We start from the raw sequence: 17021 nt of genomic DNA on the forward strand, positions 1-17021 counted from the left end.
CAATTTATCTATCGTTCAGATTGTTCAGATTGGTGGTTCTCTTTTGGGTTTTCGGGGGTAGAGGATGGATTTTTAGGTCTTGATTCCGAATCTTGATCTTTTCCACTCGCAGTGGGAGTAACACCAAAGTTCATACGTACCATTCCACCTGGCTCTAAATTTACTAATCGAGAAGTGCTGTTACTTTCGCTAAATCGTAAATTGGGGGCAAGGCGATATTCAGGAATAGTAGTAAGATCGAGAATTCCTGTATGATGTCCAGGAAGCAAGTTAGTCACAGAAAATAAGCCATCAGCATCGGTAATAATCCGATTGCCATCTTCCAGATAAATAACGGCGTTGGGGACTCCTGGCTCCCCAGACTGTTGTTCGCCATCAAAGTTTTTATCAACAAAGACCCGTCCGATTAAAATTCCCGAATCTTCGAGAATGCCTGGGTCGAGACGTAAACTGTGAATTGCGGGACCATCCTTAACGGCAAAATTATTATCTGTACGTTGAGCGTTAACAATTGCTGAGTTTTCCCCTGAACCTCTAACTGCATCTGGAGTAACTTGAGCAGCATAAACCAGATTTAAAACTCCTTCTGGAGGTAAAGCAATATTGGCAGTGAAACTGACCAGGCGATCGCTGTTCTGAATCGATTCAATCGTTACTAATCCTGAACTTGTTTCTCCTCTTACGCTCCCTGACTCTAGGCGAAATCCTGCGGGCAAGGTATCGATAATTTGAAAATTAGTGATCGGGACAGAAGCAAGATTACGAATAGCCAAACGATATAAAATAATATCTCCAGGTTGAGCAGAAGCCCGATCGCCTGTTTTAGTAATGTCAATTTCTTGGGCATCACAAATATTAGTGGACAAGTCAAGAACTGCCAGGTTTAAGCCCACTCTTTCGGCATCTTCGACTAAAACAATTTCTCCAGTGATGGTGGTTTGATTATCAAATGCTGTAATTGGTCTCCCATCTAAGGAAGTAGCTGTGTATTCAACTACTCTTTCTAGGCGATCGCCAATGGTGATTTTGATCCTTCTTTGGTCATAGATAGAATCTTCTCCAGGATCGACCAGTAAAATATAATTTCTACCTCGATCTAACTGACCTGCATTCTCATCGAAGAGAAAACTATATTGACCTTGATCGCTATTGGTCAAAAAGAAGGGATTACTATTTTCAATATTGGGTTCTAGACCTGGAGGAACATTATTATTAGGATCATCTGGTAATTCTGTGGTAGTTAGGTCTGTAAGTTGACTAACTTCGCTCTCTGTGGAGTCATTGGCATCGATATCATACAAAGCAACGGAAAAACCCTGATAATCTGCCAGAATTTCCCCTGCACAGCCACTAATCTGTCCTCTAGGGTCAATTAACTCGTTATTATCGAAGGTTATTGGCGGTAATAGATTTACAGATTGAACCGTATTGCGATCGCTGCAATCGGTTTGTATATCGATGCCAATAGCTGAGATTTCTTGCTCGGAGACTTCTCCCACTTCAACTTGAATCTCTAATTCTAGGGATTGACCTCCAGGAATAGAAGCAACTTGAGGGATATCAGTAATAGTCTTACTATCTTCTGGTTTGGCAGTTGTTAAACGATAATTAATTGCCGTAACTTTTCCTGAACCAGTTAAGCCATTGTCAGTAATCGTTTGCACATTTGGTAACTCGATACCAATTACCCGATCACTCTGATTAGCCAGGCGAAATTTATAGCGCAGTTGACTTCCGGGAGCAAGAGTAGTTTGATTGCCTTGGCGAATATTCTCTAGTTCTAATTCTGACTGTGCTTGAGCCTCGATGAGTATGACTTTAGCTTCTGGTCTAGAAATACTGTTTGCTGCTGATTTAGTTGCATCTTGAATCTGAACCAAAAAGCTGCTATCAGCTTGAGGAGTAAGTTTTGATTGGCTAGCAGTTTTGATTTCCTGTTCAGATAGTCCTAATTCTTGTAAACTAGACTCTTGCAATCCTGCCAGGGCGGTTAATAACTCAGAATCTGGGATTTGTGCAATAATTGCTTGCTGCTCACTGGCGATCGCCGCAATTAATTTTTGTTTAATCGCTGTGGCAACCGTTGCCGAGGAGGAATCTGCGGGCAAAGCTGCCCATTCAGCAATAGTTGTCAGACTAGCAGCATTAGATTCTTCAGCGTTTAAGCCCTGTTGTTGGAATAGGTCAACTAAACCACTGACAATTACTCCTAAAGCACTGACCAACCTACCAGTTTCATCCTCTACCCCTTGATTGGAAATTTGAATTAATTGAGTATCTTGACCAGCAATACTATTTAAACTGAGCGTATTAGAAACAATAGTCCTTTTATTATTAGAATCATCTGGTTGTTCATAATCAGCGATCGCCTTATTTATAATTTCCTGACCTTTACTGGCTAAATTGCAACTTAAAATTGTTTGAGCAAACACTTGGTGATTACCAATAGGAATAAAACCAGCCAGGAACAAAATAGTGACTGAAATAGTTTGAACTTTTTGACTGGATTTTGATATGGTTGTCAACCAAAATTTAGACACAATTATTTTCTCAATTCAAACCACAGCCGATACTATTGGCTGAATTAATACTGAACTTTTCAAAGTCCCCCTTGCATAAGGGGGATTTAGGGGGATCTCTCGATTAATGCTCTTGATAACGATCTCTCCTAGCACCCCTAAACTTGAAGGATTTAAAGGTACTAAAAAACCGCTAAATCCCCAAGCCCAAAAATTACTGAACTCGAACCTGATACATAGCAGTAGCACCCGCTTCTGGAGTTACGGCGGGAAACTGCCAACGGATATGGGTATAAGCTTCTGGAGGAGCTTCACGCTCTACGACTGTGCCATCTTCTTGAGTAATCTTGATCTTTGGTTGAGCGACAAAGGTTTCACCCTGATCGACACTATAAGTAATGTCTGCATCGTTCTTGCTCTTAGCAGAATTAAGCTTATAGGTCATTTGGTCAGGAATGGGCTGAGTAACTGCCAGATTATTGGCAGCACTATCCCCCGTATTTTCGCCTGTAATTGTATAGCGCAAAATGTCTCCAGGAGCCACTGGTGCTTGATCTTCCAATTGCTGCCAATTAACTTGTTTTTTGCCATCTACCGTAACTTTAATCATCTTTTTGGCTACGGCTAAATTAAGAATTACTTGAGGGCGTTGGGCAGCTTGAGTAATAATCTTCACTGGATTAGGAAGACCTGCTACGGCTGGTAGATTACTGAGCAGTGGCAGCATCATCGCTAGCCCTAAAGTACCTACCCCTAATAGTTTGTGTAGACGTTTGATCATTATTTTTACCTGAAATATTTACCTGACGAGTGCTATGGTGAATACCGATCTAAATCCTCTGGGCTATAGATAGGGAAACCTAATATCTAAAGACCCAGTTTTTCTATGGAATCAACGTCTCAATGTCATATTGTTCCGTCACTTTACGTTGGAAAGTGAAAATTCCACTCTCTCCTGGATTTAACTCTGCAATGTTAGCTTCATATTTAGTCAATATCTGGTCTGTAGTCGTCACAACTGCACCAGCATTCTGGAAGGTAATATTAGTACTTACTCCTGCACCGATACCAGAAATCGCAGCACTACTAGGTACATTTAGAGTGTCCATCAGGTCATTAGGAGTATCTGAATCTTCCGCCCAATTATTGTCACCGAGAGTACCATCCTCAGCAATGAAGATATCATCAGCACGAAGAGTTACATTTCCGTTTCCAGCTCCTTGAGGCTCAGAGATATTAGTGAAGGTGACTTGATATTCAATTCTGTCTCCAGGAATTGGGAATTTATCTCCATTGGGGTCATTAAAGCCCATTCCTGCTACTGGAGAGTAGTTAGTAGATGTAGGATCTTCTAAATTATCCCTTCTTAAAATTCGAGCCTGCTTCTCTAGCTTGAGATAGCCAAGATAAACTTGGTTGAAAGTAACGTTGTAGGTATCTGTATCAGCTAAACCAGGAGTACCATCATCATCCACATAGGCAGCGATCGGAACAGGATAACCCCCAACATTTGCTCCCCCAGGAGTAACTTCACTAGTAGATAAAGCTGTGGCAGGAAGATCAACTGACACTGAATAATTTGCTGTTCCACCACCATTGATGTTGGGGATAACAATTTGAGCACTACCAGGGATAGTAGTGTTCAGAGTAAAGATAGTACCATTATAGTCATATACAGCAGTATTGATAGTTGCACCAACTTGATAAGTAATTGTGACTCGAGTATTATTGGGCAAATCACCCGCAGTTCCACTAAGATTTAAATCTGCGGGACTTACAGGCTCAATAATAACGTTGGTTAGTGCAGTTGTGAGAGAGTTTTCAATCGTGTTGTTAAAGTCGACAGCAACAGGGTTGAAAGTTGTAGCTTGATTAGTGCCAGCAGTTATAGGCGGAGTGGATGCCCCTTTATTTTGGAAATCATGGTTATCATCAGGAGTAGGGACATTCAAAATATCTCCAGTAGCACCCGCGTTACCATCAGGTCCATTCAGTAGATTTGATGGTGTAGGGGGTAATGCTACGGTAATTTTATTGACCTCACCAGCATCAGAACCAGTTGCGGTGTTGTCTCCAGCTGTGTCTACATTATCTTCATTAGTGCCAGGGTTGGCAAATCCAAAATTACCGCCATCCGCAACAGATTCATCAGGACCAGGAGTACCATCGTCATTAAAGTTATTCGGGTTTTGGTCACCAGATTCATCAAAAGTGATGGCACCACCTGCTCCAGCAGCTCCATCATCCGTACTACCAAAGACCTGAGACATATTGTAGATACTGGCAGCTGTATTATTTAAGCCACTAGTGACAACCTTAAAGCTAAAGCCAGTTGTGGTACTGCCAGCTGCGATCACTCCATTCCCACCAGCATCATATACCCAACCTATTCTGGTGACAGGATTCGTTAAACTAGCAATATTAGCCTCCCATTGCGCTTTTTCCGCTGCTGTAGTAAGGGGGTCATCTGTAAAGACTGGTGTCCAATTAGCAGGGGATATGATGGGACTAGTATCTAATGTTGTATTTACAGGTATAACGTCAGAAATTAAGATCAAGTTACTTTGATCTCCAATTCCATTAAAGTTACCAGGATTAGCCGCATCATTATAATTACGACCTTCTAAGTCTGCTGCGTTGAAGTTAAAAGAAGGATTAAGAGATTTATAGGCAGCTATCTGGGGATCGATGTCGTCTGCGACATCTAACTCTAGATTGTAGGTAATTACATCATCATTTAAGTTACTTGGGTCTGTACCAGGTTCCACCACTCCAGTATTAGTCTTCTCAATTCTTGTAAAGGCAAGTGGATTGGAACCAACTGTTAATTCGTGTTTGGCACTAGCTTCTCTTTGTCCGTTAACAGGATCTCCATCAACATCAGTACTAGTGTCAGCTGCGGTTACTGTACGAACATCTTTATTTTGGGGATCGGCAGCACCATTATTGTCAGGTTGGTTTTGAGTATCTATCCCGTTATCATTCAGACCAGTATCACCCAGAGTAACGCTAATAGTATCACCATCACTGGCTCCACTATCGATAATAACCCTAACTCGAACAATAATTGAGCCATCTTCTACAACATTAGGAACAAGACCGGTAGAAGGTCGATCAGTGAAATTGGTTGTGGGAGTATTGGGGATATTGTTTCTGTATTGGATAGCTGATGTACCAGGTAAAATAGTCAAGTTCGAGGATAGCCCAATATCGGCAACATCTGGAATAAAAATATCCGTTGTATCATTACCTGTATTGGTAATTAAAAAATCGAAACTGATCGTGTTTCCAGCGTTAACGGTCCCAGTGCTGTTGGTTTCGTTTACAAAACCACTAGGAACGTTGGTGATACCTGCGATTTTCCCGACTGTAACTGTTACATCGTTGGAGATGGCTTCAAATGTAGAGCTACCGTCTTCATTTTCATAGGTAGCAGTAGCAGTGTTTTTTAGTTCTAATCCTGCACTAGTTCCGACTGCAAATACTGGAAGGGAGAAGCGAAATAGACTGGCTGTTGCTAAGGCAGCAGCAATTAATGGGGAATAGTATTTCATTCTGGTTAAACTATTTTGATTCATAAGTTTGATTCATAAGATAGTTAGCTGATAGTGTTGATTTTTGTTAGTAATAAATAGAATTACGAGGGAAATAGCAATCACTCTAAAAACCCGATAGAATTTGTGTTTTGTGGCATTTTTAATTTTTAAAATAATTAGATCGAGAAATAAGTGTTTATTTTGAAATATTTTTCTGGTATATTTATTCCCAAAAAAATTGGTCTTAACGACTATTTCAATTCACTTAAAACCTATTTACTCAGTACCAAAAACTCAAAGTTTAGGCACTCAATTAGTACTTTTATAAAACTAGAAATAGAAGAATCAATCTTAAGTCATGAATTCTGTTGTACAAAAAACTAACGAGATCATTGATTGTTGTATTTTTTTGGTAGTCATATAATTACTAGATTCTGAGGTGTAATTATAAATATTTAACATACTAGAATCTAATGGCAACTATAGGGAAAAATCTATAAAATACACATATATTATTAAACATAAGTAGTTTATAAACGTCATTAGAGAATCTACGCAAATTAACCAGGATGAATAGTCTTTAATTAATTGATTTATGAGGAGAATAATAAGTAAGAAAAATAGAATAACAATGATTCTAATGTCATTACAGAACATACCAAAACAAGTTTGATGGCATTTTGAATTGTAATTTTATAAGAGTTTTTACTTAATATTTATCTTTTAAAGCTTGTAAATTCTAATTCTTGGTTAACCTCCTGCGTAGCTATTAAATATCATCTGCTTGGCGCAAAACCCAAAAAACTGATAGCTGATAGCTGATAGCTGATAACTTAAAAGCTTTTGAATAAAAAAGTCTTTTGATTTTGACTTATAAAATATTGACTTTGTAATATAACTAACCAAAACCAAGGTTATTTGAGTTAGAATTTTGGTGTGGCTTTAAGCGGATTTGGTTAATTGGGGGATGGAACTAAATGACTACTTTAAAGTTGATGAAACAAGATATTGCTCAAATGACGGCAGAGGAGGTAGCTACTATTGCTAGTCGTTTGGAACAGGATGAATATGATACTCCTTTTGCAGCCTTAGAAGATTGGCATTTGCTTCGGGCGATCGCGTTTCAGCGAGAGGAATTAGTTGAGCCGTATATTCACTTACTAGATATTGAGTCTTTTGATGAAGAGTGATTTTATTGACAATTGACAATGGATAATTGGCAATTTTAGATCATGGCATCGTCGCAGAAGGCAATATAGGGACAGATGGCGCATTTTACCATTGTCGGAGTAGCAGTGTAATCTCCTGCATGGATTTTTTGGGCAAGAATGGTAGTTTCTTGAGCGATCGCAATTAATTCATCTCTGCTAAAGCTATGTATGTAATCGTGACGGAGATAAGCGATATGTGCATTGTTATGACCTAAAGCTTGGGCATATACCCCAAGTTGGAAACGATGATCTGCGGGTTGTACCTGGCGATCGCTTTTGTAATCTAGTACCCAATTATTACCGACGAGATCGATTACCCCATTAAAAGTTATATGACCAAGTTTCAAGCTTATTTGCTGTTCTTTGGCTACTGCTGTCTGGCGAAAGTGTTGATACATTGGCAGGTGAAAGAATCTTTGGGCTAGGGAGATCGCCTCCGTAAAAACTTCTGCTGACCAATCTCCTTCAGCGAAGGGTAGTAAATCTTGAGCTTGAGTCAAGTTATGTTCAAGAGCTTTATGCACTAAAGTCCCAATCTGCATCCCATAAGCTAACCCTTCCCCTAGACCTGGATGTCCATCAATTAGACGAAGTTTAAACCGTTGGGGACATCGGGCATAATCGGTTAAAGCAGTGACAGGTAGTTCCGATAATCCTGAACCTACGGAATTAAGTAATAGGGGTGGGAGATGTTCAGGAATAGGAGACGTTTGTGGGGTAGGGGGCAGAGCTTTGTTGTCATTGTAGGGAATAGTATTAGAAGAGATTTTGGCAGCAGTTAAACCACGCTGGAGGCGGTTTAATTCACCCTTGTAGGGTTCGGCAGCACTTAAGATTAGATAATCTCTAGCTCTGGTTAAGGCCACGTATAATACTCTAACTGCTTCTTCTCTTTCCTTCTGTTCCTGTAGGTATTCTAACCAGCTATACAACACTGGTTTTTGCATTTCTCCAGAGTAATCTTTACTTTTAATTGCCACACCTAATTGAGCATCAAAACGTACTGAGGGAGATAATTTAGGACGTTCTTTACTTAAATCTGCCACTATAACCAAAGACCACTCTAAACCCTTAGCCGCAAAGATAGTCATCAGAGATACAGCATTAGTTACTGCCAATACAGGGCGTGATACAGCTACTTCTTGGTCATATAAACGTTTGAGGCGACGCACTACTCCAAATAAATCGTATGTCCCCTGTTCCAAATTTTTAACTAGCTGCTGAAAACCTTGCCAGTCAGCTAGTCTTCTAGCTGCACCAGCCAAGTTAGCAATTACCGCTGTATACCCTGTAAGGCGATCGGCAATCTGAATAATACGAGATGGTGTTTCTGACTGACGCTGTTTTAATAGCTGTTGTAATACTTGGATCGAATGCTTTAATTCGGGAAACTGAGCTGTTTTCAGTTCATCCCACCAGCAATTATCTTCAGAATCCCGATCCGATTGCTTAAATGAGTTCCGTACTTGAAACAAAAGGCGATCGCTAATGGCAAAAAAGGGACTTCGCAATACTGCCACCAAGGCGATATCATCTCTTGGATTAGCTAAAAACCTTAATAGCGCACTGGCATCCTTGGCTTCTCTAGTAGCTAATAAATTTCCTCCTCCCGCAGGGGCGACAGGAATACCCACCGCAGCCAACGCTTCGCTATACATTTCCAGGGGCTGCCAAGTCCGAGTTAGGATGGCAATGTCCTTTGGTTCCATGGGGCGAGTTCGTCTGGTTTGCTTATCAAATACGGGAGTCTTGTTATCTAACATTTGCTTGATTTTTTCTGCCAAGCAATATGCTTCCACTCGTTGACGCTGAGCTTTATTAGGTTTAGAGGATTTATCTTCTCCTTCTTGTTTGAAGCGAAGCAGCGCGGTCTTGGGGGAAACCCCCATGAGCGACTGCTTCAAGAAGCGATCGCCAATAGTTAATACTTGCAAATAGTGGAAAATCTCACCTGCTTGCTCCTGAATAGGAGTTTCCTGACGATAAGCAGTTAAATCCTGATGTTTTTCTGCTAGTAAAGGTGCAAAGATTTGATTGAAAAGGCTAATTAAAGTTTGATGGGTGCGAAAGCTGGTACTTAAAATAACTTCTTTACCGTTATTGGCTAAAATACGACGGCGAAACTGTTCAAAAACGCGAATATCCGCCCGTCGAAAGCCATAAATTGACTGTTTAATATCCCCGACAATAGTTAATTCTGCTTTGGCAGTTAAGGTGTTGAGTAATTCTGCTTGGGTGGGGTTTGTGTCTTGAAATTCGTCTACTAAGAATACTTGCCATCGCTGGCGATAATATTCTTGCACCTGAACTTTAGCTAGAGCTTGCAATGCATATATTTCTAAATCATTAAAGGTAAGTACTTTTCTCTGTAGCTTGAGATGACTGAGATATCCAGTTACTTCCTGATAGGCTTCAGTTAGAGCAGGAAGCATTAATTCTAGCTTCTCATCAGCATTACATAATTCCAGATCGAATAATCCTTGATTAATGACTCTTCTGACAGATTCTCGAAGTGATTTCAAAGCATCTTTGACTGTCTTGAGTCCATCATCTTGCCAATTCTTTTTGCTACCTACCCTGAGATTGACTTGATCGATAATCGTAATTGCCCGATCAATATTCTCTGCTTCTTCAAGATCTGTCATTGCTTCTAATACAGACTGACGAATTGTCTCTAATTTATCTCCTTCTTTACCTTGATGCTGGTCTAATGTTTCCCACGTAGACTGCCAAACTGGATCATTGACTATTAACTTTACTGCTTGAGTGCGAGCATTAGCAATTAATTTACTCCAGTCTTGAATGCCCTGACGTAATGCTTGCTCGGCAGTGTAAGGATCATCTAATAATCTCCTCAACACATCTTGTAATAGAGAATAGGGGACTGCTTGAAAAACTTGTTGAGGTAATTTGGTTAAAGCCTTTTGTAAAGCATCTTCTAACCAAACTTGCCCCTCTAAATCATCTAATACCTGAAAATCCGCAGGAATCTGAAGTACCTGAAAGTGTTCTTGACATATCCTTCCGGCAAGGGCGTGAATAGTACTAATTTGGGCAGCTTCTAACTCCGCCAGCAGATCTAAGCGTTGGGGTAATTGCTGATTAACTAAAGCCCTAATACGCGATCGCAATTCTATAGCTGCTTTTTCGGTAAAAGTTACGGCAACTATCTCTAAAGGGGATAAATTTCTCTCCCGCAGATAATAAAGATATCTCTCTGCCAACATATGAGTCTTGCCAGTACCAGCTCCTGCAGTAATCACCACACTGCAAGGTGCATAGGCTGCTGCTTGTTGTTCTAGAGTTAGATTAGTATTTCTATTTTTGGTCATTCTGGTTGGAAATTAGGAAGCTAATAGCTGATAGCTGATAGCTGATAGCTACGAGCATTATTTTTTGGTACGGTAATGAATCAAATTAGCAACGCCCAACAAGGTGTAGTTTACCGAATACAAATGAGTTGCCCTTTGCATTTTTATTGTCTATACTATACTCATAGACTAAAAATCGTTCATTTCTCTGGTAAAAGCTTAGAGAAACGGAAGTAAGGAAAAACTCCTGAAGGAACGCGCCTCGCGATTTAGTTATTTACAATTGGAGGCGAAAATCATGAAATTACGTTATCGCGGAATAGAATACGACTACAATCCACCTGCCGTTGCTGTTTCCGAAGGTGAAGTAGCTGGTAAATATCGGGGATTAGACTGGAGATTCCACAATCTAGAAAAACCCCCAACACTTCAACCAAGATTAAATCTAACCTATCGAGGTGTGAAGTATTCAAACCAACCTGTATCTGCTCCAACACCAAAACCAGAAACTACATCTGTTGCAGAACGCGCTCGTTGGTTGGCAATTAATCAAGAAAAAGCGGCAAGAAATCGTCAGGCTTCTATGTTGCACCGTTCATCTGAAGAAATCGGTTTAGCTTAGAATTATTACGACTATTTCTATATATGTAGAAAATTCAAATAATTTCTTTTTTAATGACTGCTCTGTTTCTGGGGCAGTTTTTTATTGTTCACTAATACCGATTAAATACAGTAATGCCATCCGAGTTGCGACCCCACTTGTTACCTGAAGGGGAATTAAACTTAAATTAGGATCATCCATTAAATCTGAGGTAATTTCTACCCCGCGATTGGTGGGACCAGGATGGAGCACTTTGACATTAGGTTTACATAGTTTAAGGCGATCGCGAGTAATACCAAACAGTTGATGATATTCTCTTAAACTAGGGATAAAATTAGCCGTCATTCGTTCTTTTTGTAATCTTAAAGTCATCACAAAGTCGGCATCTTCTAGGGCAGGGTTTAATTTCCAATGGAGAAATAATCTATCTTGGTGTTGTTCATTTACCATTGAAAGAAAAGCTTTGGGTAGAAGGGTTGGTGGCGCTGCTAGATGGACTTCAGCCCCTGCTGTAGTCAAGCTATAAATATTAGAACGGGCAACCCTAGAATGAAGAATATCGCCGACGATCGCAATTTTTTTGCCTGTTAATAACTCTAGACGAGGATTATCTTGGTCTAATACCGAAGTAATGGTGAACAAATCTAATAATGCCTGGGAGGGATGTTGGTGTAAACCGTCTCCCGCATTGAGAATTGTTACGCCAGAATTCAATCGATCCATCTCATTGGCGATCGCCTGAGGAACTCCCGCTTGTTGGTGACGGATCACCATGATGTCTGCACCCATTGCTAAATAGGTTTTCGCCGTATCTAAAATTGTTTCTCCTTTAGTGAGGGAAGAAGTACCAGGAGAAAAGTTTAAGATATCTGCCGAGAGCCTTTTGGCTGCTAATTCAAAGCTACTGCGGGTACGGGTAGAGGGTTCAAAAAACATATTGGCGACAACCCTTCCCTGGAGTGCAGGGACTTTTTTAGTTCTGCCGGAAAGTACCTTCCGAAAGCCCGCAGCAGTTTGCAAAATTGTTTCGTATTCCTCCGTTGTAAAATCAATCAGTGAAAGAATGTGTCGTCTTGTCCAAGAGGTAGTTACCATTCAATTAACATCTATCAGTTAATAGCGTTTGTTAAGGTGCAAAACACTCATCAGATTATCAGGTTATTAGTATTTCAACAATTTTAGGTAGATTATAATAGTTATTGTCGCGTTGTTAGCCATTAGCTATAAGATGTTAGCTCTCTCGGTCAAAAGAGATTTGCTTTGATGGAAAAATGAATCCCATTTTCTTGTAAAGAATCCCCCGATTCACCATCATCGATCAAAGGAATTCCCCAATCCAAACGAGCCGCAAAGTCATCTTTCACTAATAGCTGCAAGCCCACTCCTAAAGAAGCTAGAGTATTAGTATCTAGGAGTAAATCATCAGAATTCCAGACTCGCGCAAAATCAAAAAAAGGATTTACCTGAAAACGTAAATCCCATTGAGGTACTTGCCATAAGGTATTACGCAATTCAGCGGATAAGAATAAGCCATTATCCCCTAAAATCCGATCTTGACTATACCCTCGCACACTTAACGCTCCACCAGCACTAAATTGTTCTAGAGAGACGAGAGGGCGATCGGATAGCTGTAACTCTGAGCGTAAAAACAGGTTAGTTTTTGAGGTTAGCATCCTCAGATATTCTGTCTGTCCTCGCCAAATCAAAAACTTACTATCAGGGAGGTTATTAGCGTTAATTGTCGCGTCAAAAGCATCAATACCAATACTAAACTGAGAACGAACGGCAAATACCTGTTTCATGGTGCGATCGCTATATTCTTGAAATAAACGTAGGGCAGAAATTTGGGTTTTTCCTTCACTGTCTGCACCCCTTGACAGAGAAGAAAATCCGATATCCATCAGACTGACCTGGGAATTCTGTCGGGAAAAGGTGAGACCGACTGTTAGCTCTCTATTAGGAGTCTGATACAGAGGCTGGCTATAGGTAACTTCATAGTACCGGTTTTTAGTTTCTAGTTCTAAATCTTGAAAAGGTTCGGTGATAATTTGGCTATTAGTGCGACTATGAGCTAGCCTGATTTGACTATTGTAGGCTCCTACAGGTAAAACATAACTTAGGTCTTCCAGGGAGTTACTACCGTCAGTATTAATATATGAAACATTCAAGCGATCGCCAAATCCCAATAAATTCCCCTCACCTATAGATACTTGACGACGCTGTGAACCAACACTGGGGGCTCTCTGATTATCTAGATTTAACTCTAGAGCAAATGTATCTGCTTCCTCTATTTCTATCTCCAAAAAACTTCCTCCTGGATTCACTCCCTGGGATAGTTCGGCAGAGATATTTTTGATTAAAGGGTTTAATTGCAATAGTTGTAGGGCATTAAGTAATTTATCCCGGTTTAAGGGGGGCTGAGTCGCGATCGTCATACGACTACGAATATATTCTGGCTTTAGTTTGCGTAAACCTGAGATTTTGATTTCTTCAATCTTCCCTTCAATAATTTCTACTCTGACGGTTCGATTATTAATCTTCTGAGGCGGGATAAAAGCACCAGAGGTAAAATAGCCACGTTCAACAAGTAGTTGGGTAATGGCTTGTTGTGCTTCTAATAATTCAATAAAAGAAATAGGACGAAACAAATAAGGCTGAAGAATTTGCTCGATTTCTGATGGAGGCAAAACTTGATTACCGATAATCTCAAACTTACTCAAAACAATTGTCCCGGGAACATCTTGGGGTGAAAGCTGGTTGCCTGAAGGAGAGTTTATGGAAGATGGCTGGGGATTTGCCTGGGTTTGAAGGGAAAATAACAGAATATAGCCAACTAATGAACTTGCTGCTAAGTCAACAGGTTTGACTGTAATTAAAGAGGGAAAAAATGTAAATATTTGAGTGATTAATTTAGTTATTTTACGGGGCTTAATTGCCATGCTATCGCTCTGTATATTACCTTCAACCATTAATCTGTTGAATTCATTTCCAATCAAGGTTACTATAAGCAACTAATAATAGGGAAAGATTATAATAAGATCACAACGTGCCAGTTGATGGGCTAACTTGTTATAACTTGAATTTCCTTGATTACAGCAAAAAGATAGCGGCAAAAAATAGTGAATTTTCTCTTAGCAAAATTTCTGAGGTCAGTGTATCGTAAGGAGCCAATTTCTGGGTTTATCCTAATTTTAGGGGCAACGGATGCTCTTATTGGTGGATTCGGTGGACGTGGGAGTTTATTATCTCTCGGCTTATTAATTGCTACGGTAGGTATGATCATGCGCTGGCAACAAGGAGGAAAAAAATCTCAAGAGATTGTTTCGGAACCAGTCAGAAATCTCCTTCCCCCTAGTTCATCTCGCCAACCTTTACCTCTATTGACAAGCAGCAAACGCCGAAAATAAACTGCTTTTAAGAGAGAAATTCTATCTTTTTTTGGCAACTAATGACTACGAATAAAGAGGAGCTAGACCAGAAGCATCCCCAGGGTAAAAAAGATCGACTTACGGTAGATAGTCTTTTGAAAGTGCAGCTTGAGCCAAGCGAGCGCGAGTTGGTAGAGTTAGCGCGCTTAATTATTCGCTACCGAGATTTTCCAGGTGCGCGAGATTTACAAAAGGATTTACAGATAGTTTTAAACACCTGGCAACTAACCGAAGCAGAACTTTACGCTAAAACCCGGGCAATTCATGCTGCTGGAATGGTATATCGGCGCACAGCCACAGGAGAACAACAAGATTGGACGTAATGAAAGGAGCTATCGGCTATCAGCCATCAGCTAAACTAATTCCAATTTAATCTCCCAAACTCCTCCCCACAATACTCGTTTGGGATATTTAGCTCAAATTGAAAATGGCGAGTTAATTGCCACCTTAGGGGGATACGGTAAAGATTTTCCACCTTTGGAAGATCGCGGGTTTCTTAAATTTGCTCAAAGTTTAGCCCAGCCACAATTTTATCAGGCGATCGCCGATGCCACTCCTACGTCACCGATTTATGCTCATCGGGCAACTGCTAACCGTTTAAGAAACTATGAAAAAATCAAACTTCCCCAAAATTTTATTACTTTGGGAGATGCAGTGTGTGCCTTATGTCCTGTCTATGGTCAGGGAATGACGGTTAGTGCTTTAGGAGTAATGACTTTACAAATGTGGCTAAACAAATCATCAATTAACAAACTAGACAATAATCGTTTTCAAAAACAACTGGCAAAAAATAACTCTTTTCATTGGACGTTTGCGACTAGTCAAGACTCCCGTTTTCCTAGCACCGTGGGAGGTAAATCAAGTAAAAAGGGAGCAATGAACAAATTATTAGCAGGCTATATGAATAAATTAGTAGCTAAGTCGGCATATGAACCTAAATTATATTTAAGATTTCTGGAAGTTGGTCATTTATTGCGATCGCCTCTAGCTTTATATCATCCTGGCATTATCTGGCAGGTATTAACTTAAAAGCTGCCAGCTTTTCGGTCAATTTTGACGATTCCATTCCTCGGCAGCATCTTTAATTGCTTGGTCTACACTCTTTTCTTCTAACATTGCTGCTTGTAAGTTTTCATAAATTGCTTTTTGTAATACCTGAATATCTTTTCTGACAGGAATCAAAATTTCTGCATCCTCAAGCTGCATAGCGCTAACTTTTTTTGCCTGTTCGATTAAAGTTTCTTGGTCTTGTTGTTCAATATTGTCAATGTATTTCTCTACTGCTTCAACTGTAGAGGGAAGCACATTAGATTCTTGAGCAAAAGCAAGCTGATTTTTGGTATTAGTTACATACAAAGCATACTCAACTGCTTGCTGTGATTTATCACTATCACGAGGAATTACCAAATTCATGACTGCCACATTTTTTTTACCCGTCTTGCCAGTAATTTGTGGTGCGGCAGCCGAAACTTCAGCAATAGTTGGTGCATTATTAGTAATACTCTCAATAAACTCTGCACCTGAAGCTAACAACGCCGTTTCTCCAGCTTGGTATAGTTCAATCCCATGACGGTGCCCTTGAGTCAAAACTTCAGGAGGCAATAATTTTTGCTGATACAAATCGACCCAATACTGAAAGGCTGCTTTTCCTTCTGGAGTATTAAACGCTGCTTTGCCTGACTCATCTATTAGTGTTACTCCCATCTGGACTAAGGACTCTAAAACATCTCCAGAATCACTAGGGACAAAAGTAATAAAGAAAGCATATTTACCCGTTTTTGATTTGATTTGTTGGGCAACTGTTGCCAATTCTTGATAGGTTTGAGGCGGTTGCTTAATACCAGCTGCTGCTAGTAATTTTTGATTATAAATAGTAATTGTAGTAGTCAAATACCAAGGAATTCCAAAAGTATTACTACTACAGTTATTAGCCTGACAGACTTCAATCGTACTTGCTTGCCATATTTTTGGTAAATAGGTCGCTTGTACTTCAGGGGCAATTACCTCATTTAAATTTAACCAAGCATTTCGTGTTGCTAATTGTGAAGCAAATTTGGGATTTAAGTTGACTACATCAGGTGCTGTTTTGGCGGAGATGGAGGTCAAAATTTTATTTTCCATAGCTGACCAAGGAATGTCGAGCCAACGTAACTTTATACCTTCGTTCTGAGCTTCAAAAGAAGTATTTAAATTATCAAAATATTGAGCAAATTGTGGTTTAAGCTGCATTGTCCAAAACTCAAGCTGATTAGAGTTTTTATCTGTACTGGGATTGCAGCTAGATAGTCCACTAAAAACAACTCCTATAAATAAGTATAAGCCAAATCTTTTTGTTAAAGACAATACTTTCATTAGTTTGCTGGATCTAGACAACAAAACAAACAATATTACTTATAAGTAAAAATGGCAATAACC

At 39.9% G+C, this 17021-nt stretch carries 12 protein-coding genes and 1 riboswitch; of the genes, 5 read left to right on the plus strand and 7 right to left on the minus strand.

The window, feature by feature from the left end:
* Positions 1-8: 8 nt before the first annotated feature.
* The 3 genes from PLEUR7319_RS42300 to PLEUR7319_RS0129555 all read right to left on the minus strand — a co-directional run bounded on the left by PLEUR7319_RS42300 (position 9) and on the right by PLEUR7319_RS0129555 (position 6073).
* On the minus strand, positions 9-2540 hold the full coding sequence (locus PLEUR7319_RS42300; RefSeq protein WP_019508843.1) for a DUF11 domain-containing protein: 2532 nt from the start codon (positions 2538-2540) through the stop codon (positions 9-11).
* A 193-nt stretch (positions 2541-2733) separates the two neighbouring features.
* Positions 2734-3300 carry a DUF11 domain-containing protein gene (locus PLEUR7319_RS0129550; protein ID WP_019508844.1) on the minus strand — a complete coding sequence of 189 codons (567 nt, stop codon included), beginning with the start codon at positions 3298-3300 and terminating at the stop codon, positions 2734-2736.
* 103 nt (positions 3301-3403) lie between these two features.
* Entirely contained in the window at positions 3404-6073 is a 2670-nt protein-coding gene (locus PLEUR7319_RS0129555; RefSeq protein WP_158441890.1) for a hypothetical protein, read from the minus strand.
* A gap of 959 nt (positions 6074-7032) precedes the next feature.
* Here PLEUR7319_RS0129555 and PLEUR7319_RS0129560 point away from each other — a divergent pair.
* Positions 7033-7245, plus strand: coding sequence for a DUF2555 domain-containing protein (locus tag PLEUR7319_RS0129560; protein WP_019508846.1), 213 nt, complete (start codon positions 7033-7035; stop codon positions 7243-7245).
* 35 nt (positions 7246-7280) lie between these two features.
* Here PLEUR7319_RS0129560 and PLEUR7319_RS0129565 read toward each other — a convergent pair whose 3' ends face one another.
* Entirely contained in the window at positions 7281-10598 is a 3318-nt protein-coding gene (locus PLEUR7319_RS0129565; protein ID WP_019508847.1) for an exodeoxyribonuclease V subunit beta, read from the minus strand.
* Between the two features lie 174 nt (positions 10599-10772).
* Positions 10773-10839: riboswitch (Glutamine riboswitch) on the plus strand.
* 36 nt (positions 10840-10875) lie between these two features.
* Here PLEUR7319_RS0129565 and PLEUR7319_RS0129570 point away from each other — a divergent pair.
* A complete protein-coding gene (locus PLEUR7319_RS0129570; protein WP_019508848.1) occupies positions 10876-11199 on the plus strand; it encodes a DUF4278 domain-containing protein in 324 nt (107 codons plus the stop codon).
* An 81-nt stretch (positions 11200-11280) separates the two neighbouring features.
* On the opposite strand, the gene PLEUR7319_RS0129575 is transcribed toward PLEUR7319_RS0129570, so the two are convergent.
* Together PLEUR7319_RS0129575 and PLEUR7319_RS0129580 are read right to left on the minus strand one after the other, a co-directional pair.
* The gene (locus PLEUR7319_RS0129575) at positions 11281-12273 is read right to left on the minus strand and encodes an aspartate carbamoyltransferase catalytic subunit (RefSeq protein WP_019508849.1); all 993 of its coding nucleotides are present in this window, start codon (positions 12271-12273) and stop codon (positions 11281-11283) included.
* A gap of 149 nt (positions 12274-12422) precedes the next feature.
* Positions 12423-14117 (minus strand): ShlB/FhaC/HecB family hemolysin secretion/activation protein, encoded by a 1695-nt coding sequence (locus PLEUR7319_RS0129580; RefSeq protein ID WP_158441891.1) that lies wholly within the window; start codon positions 14115-14117, stop codon positions 12423-12425.
* A gap of 180 nt (positions 14118-14297) precedes the next feature.
* Between PLEUR7319_RS0129580 and PLEUR7319_RS0129585 the strand changes: the two genes are divergently transcribed.
* From PLEUR7319_RS0129585 to PLEUR7319_RS37165, 3 genes are all read left to right on the plus strand, one after another.
* Positions 14298-14585 carry a hypothetical protein gene (locus PLEUR7319_RS0129585; protein WP_026102866.1) on the plus strand — a complete coding sequence of 96 codons (288 nt, stop codon included), beginning with the start codon at positions 14298-14300 and terminating at the stop codon, positions 14583-14585.
* A gap of 41 nt (positions 14586-14626) precedes the next feature.
* Entirely contained in the window at positions 14627-14929 is a 303-nt protein-coding gene (locus PLEUR7319_RS0129590) for a DUF3288 family protein (protein ID WP_019508852.1), read from the plus strand.
* A gap of 79 nt (positions 14930-15008) precedes the next feature.
* A complete protein-coding gene (locus tag PLEUR7319_RS37165) occupies positions 15009-15635 on the plus strand; it encodes a hypothetical protein (RefSeq protein WP_019508853.1) in 627 nt (208 codons plus the stop codon).
* 18 nt (positions 15636-15653) lie between these two features.
* On the opposite strand, the gene PLEUR7319_RS0129600 is transcribed toward PLEUR7319_RS37165, so the two are convergent.
* A complete protein-coding gene (locus PLEUR7319_RS0129600; RefSeq protein WP_019508854.1) occupies positions 15654-16958 on the minus strand; it encodes a sugar ABC transporter substrate-binding protein in 1305 nt (434 codons plus the stop codon).
* Between the last annotated feature and the right edge of the window lie 63 nt (positions 16959-17021).

This window comes from Pleurocapsa sp. PCC 7319, assembly GCF_000332195.1.
Lineage (GTDB): Bacteria > Cyanobacteriota > Cyanobacteriia > Cyanobacteriales > Xenococcaceae > Waterburya.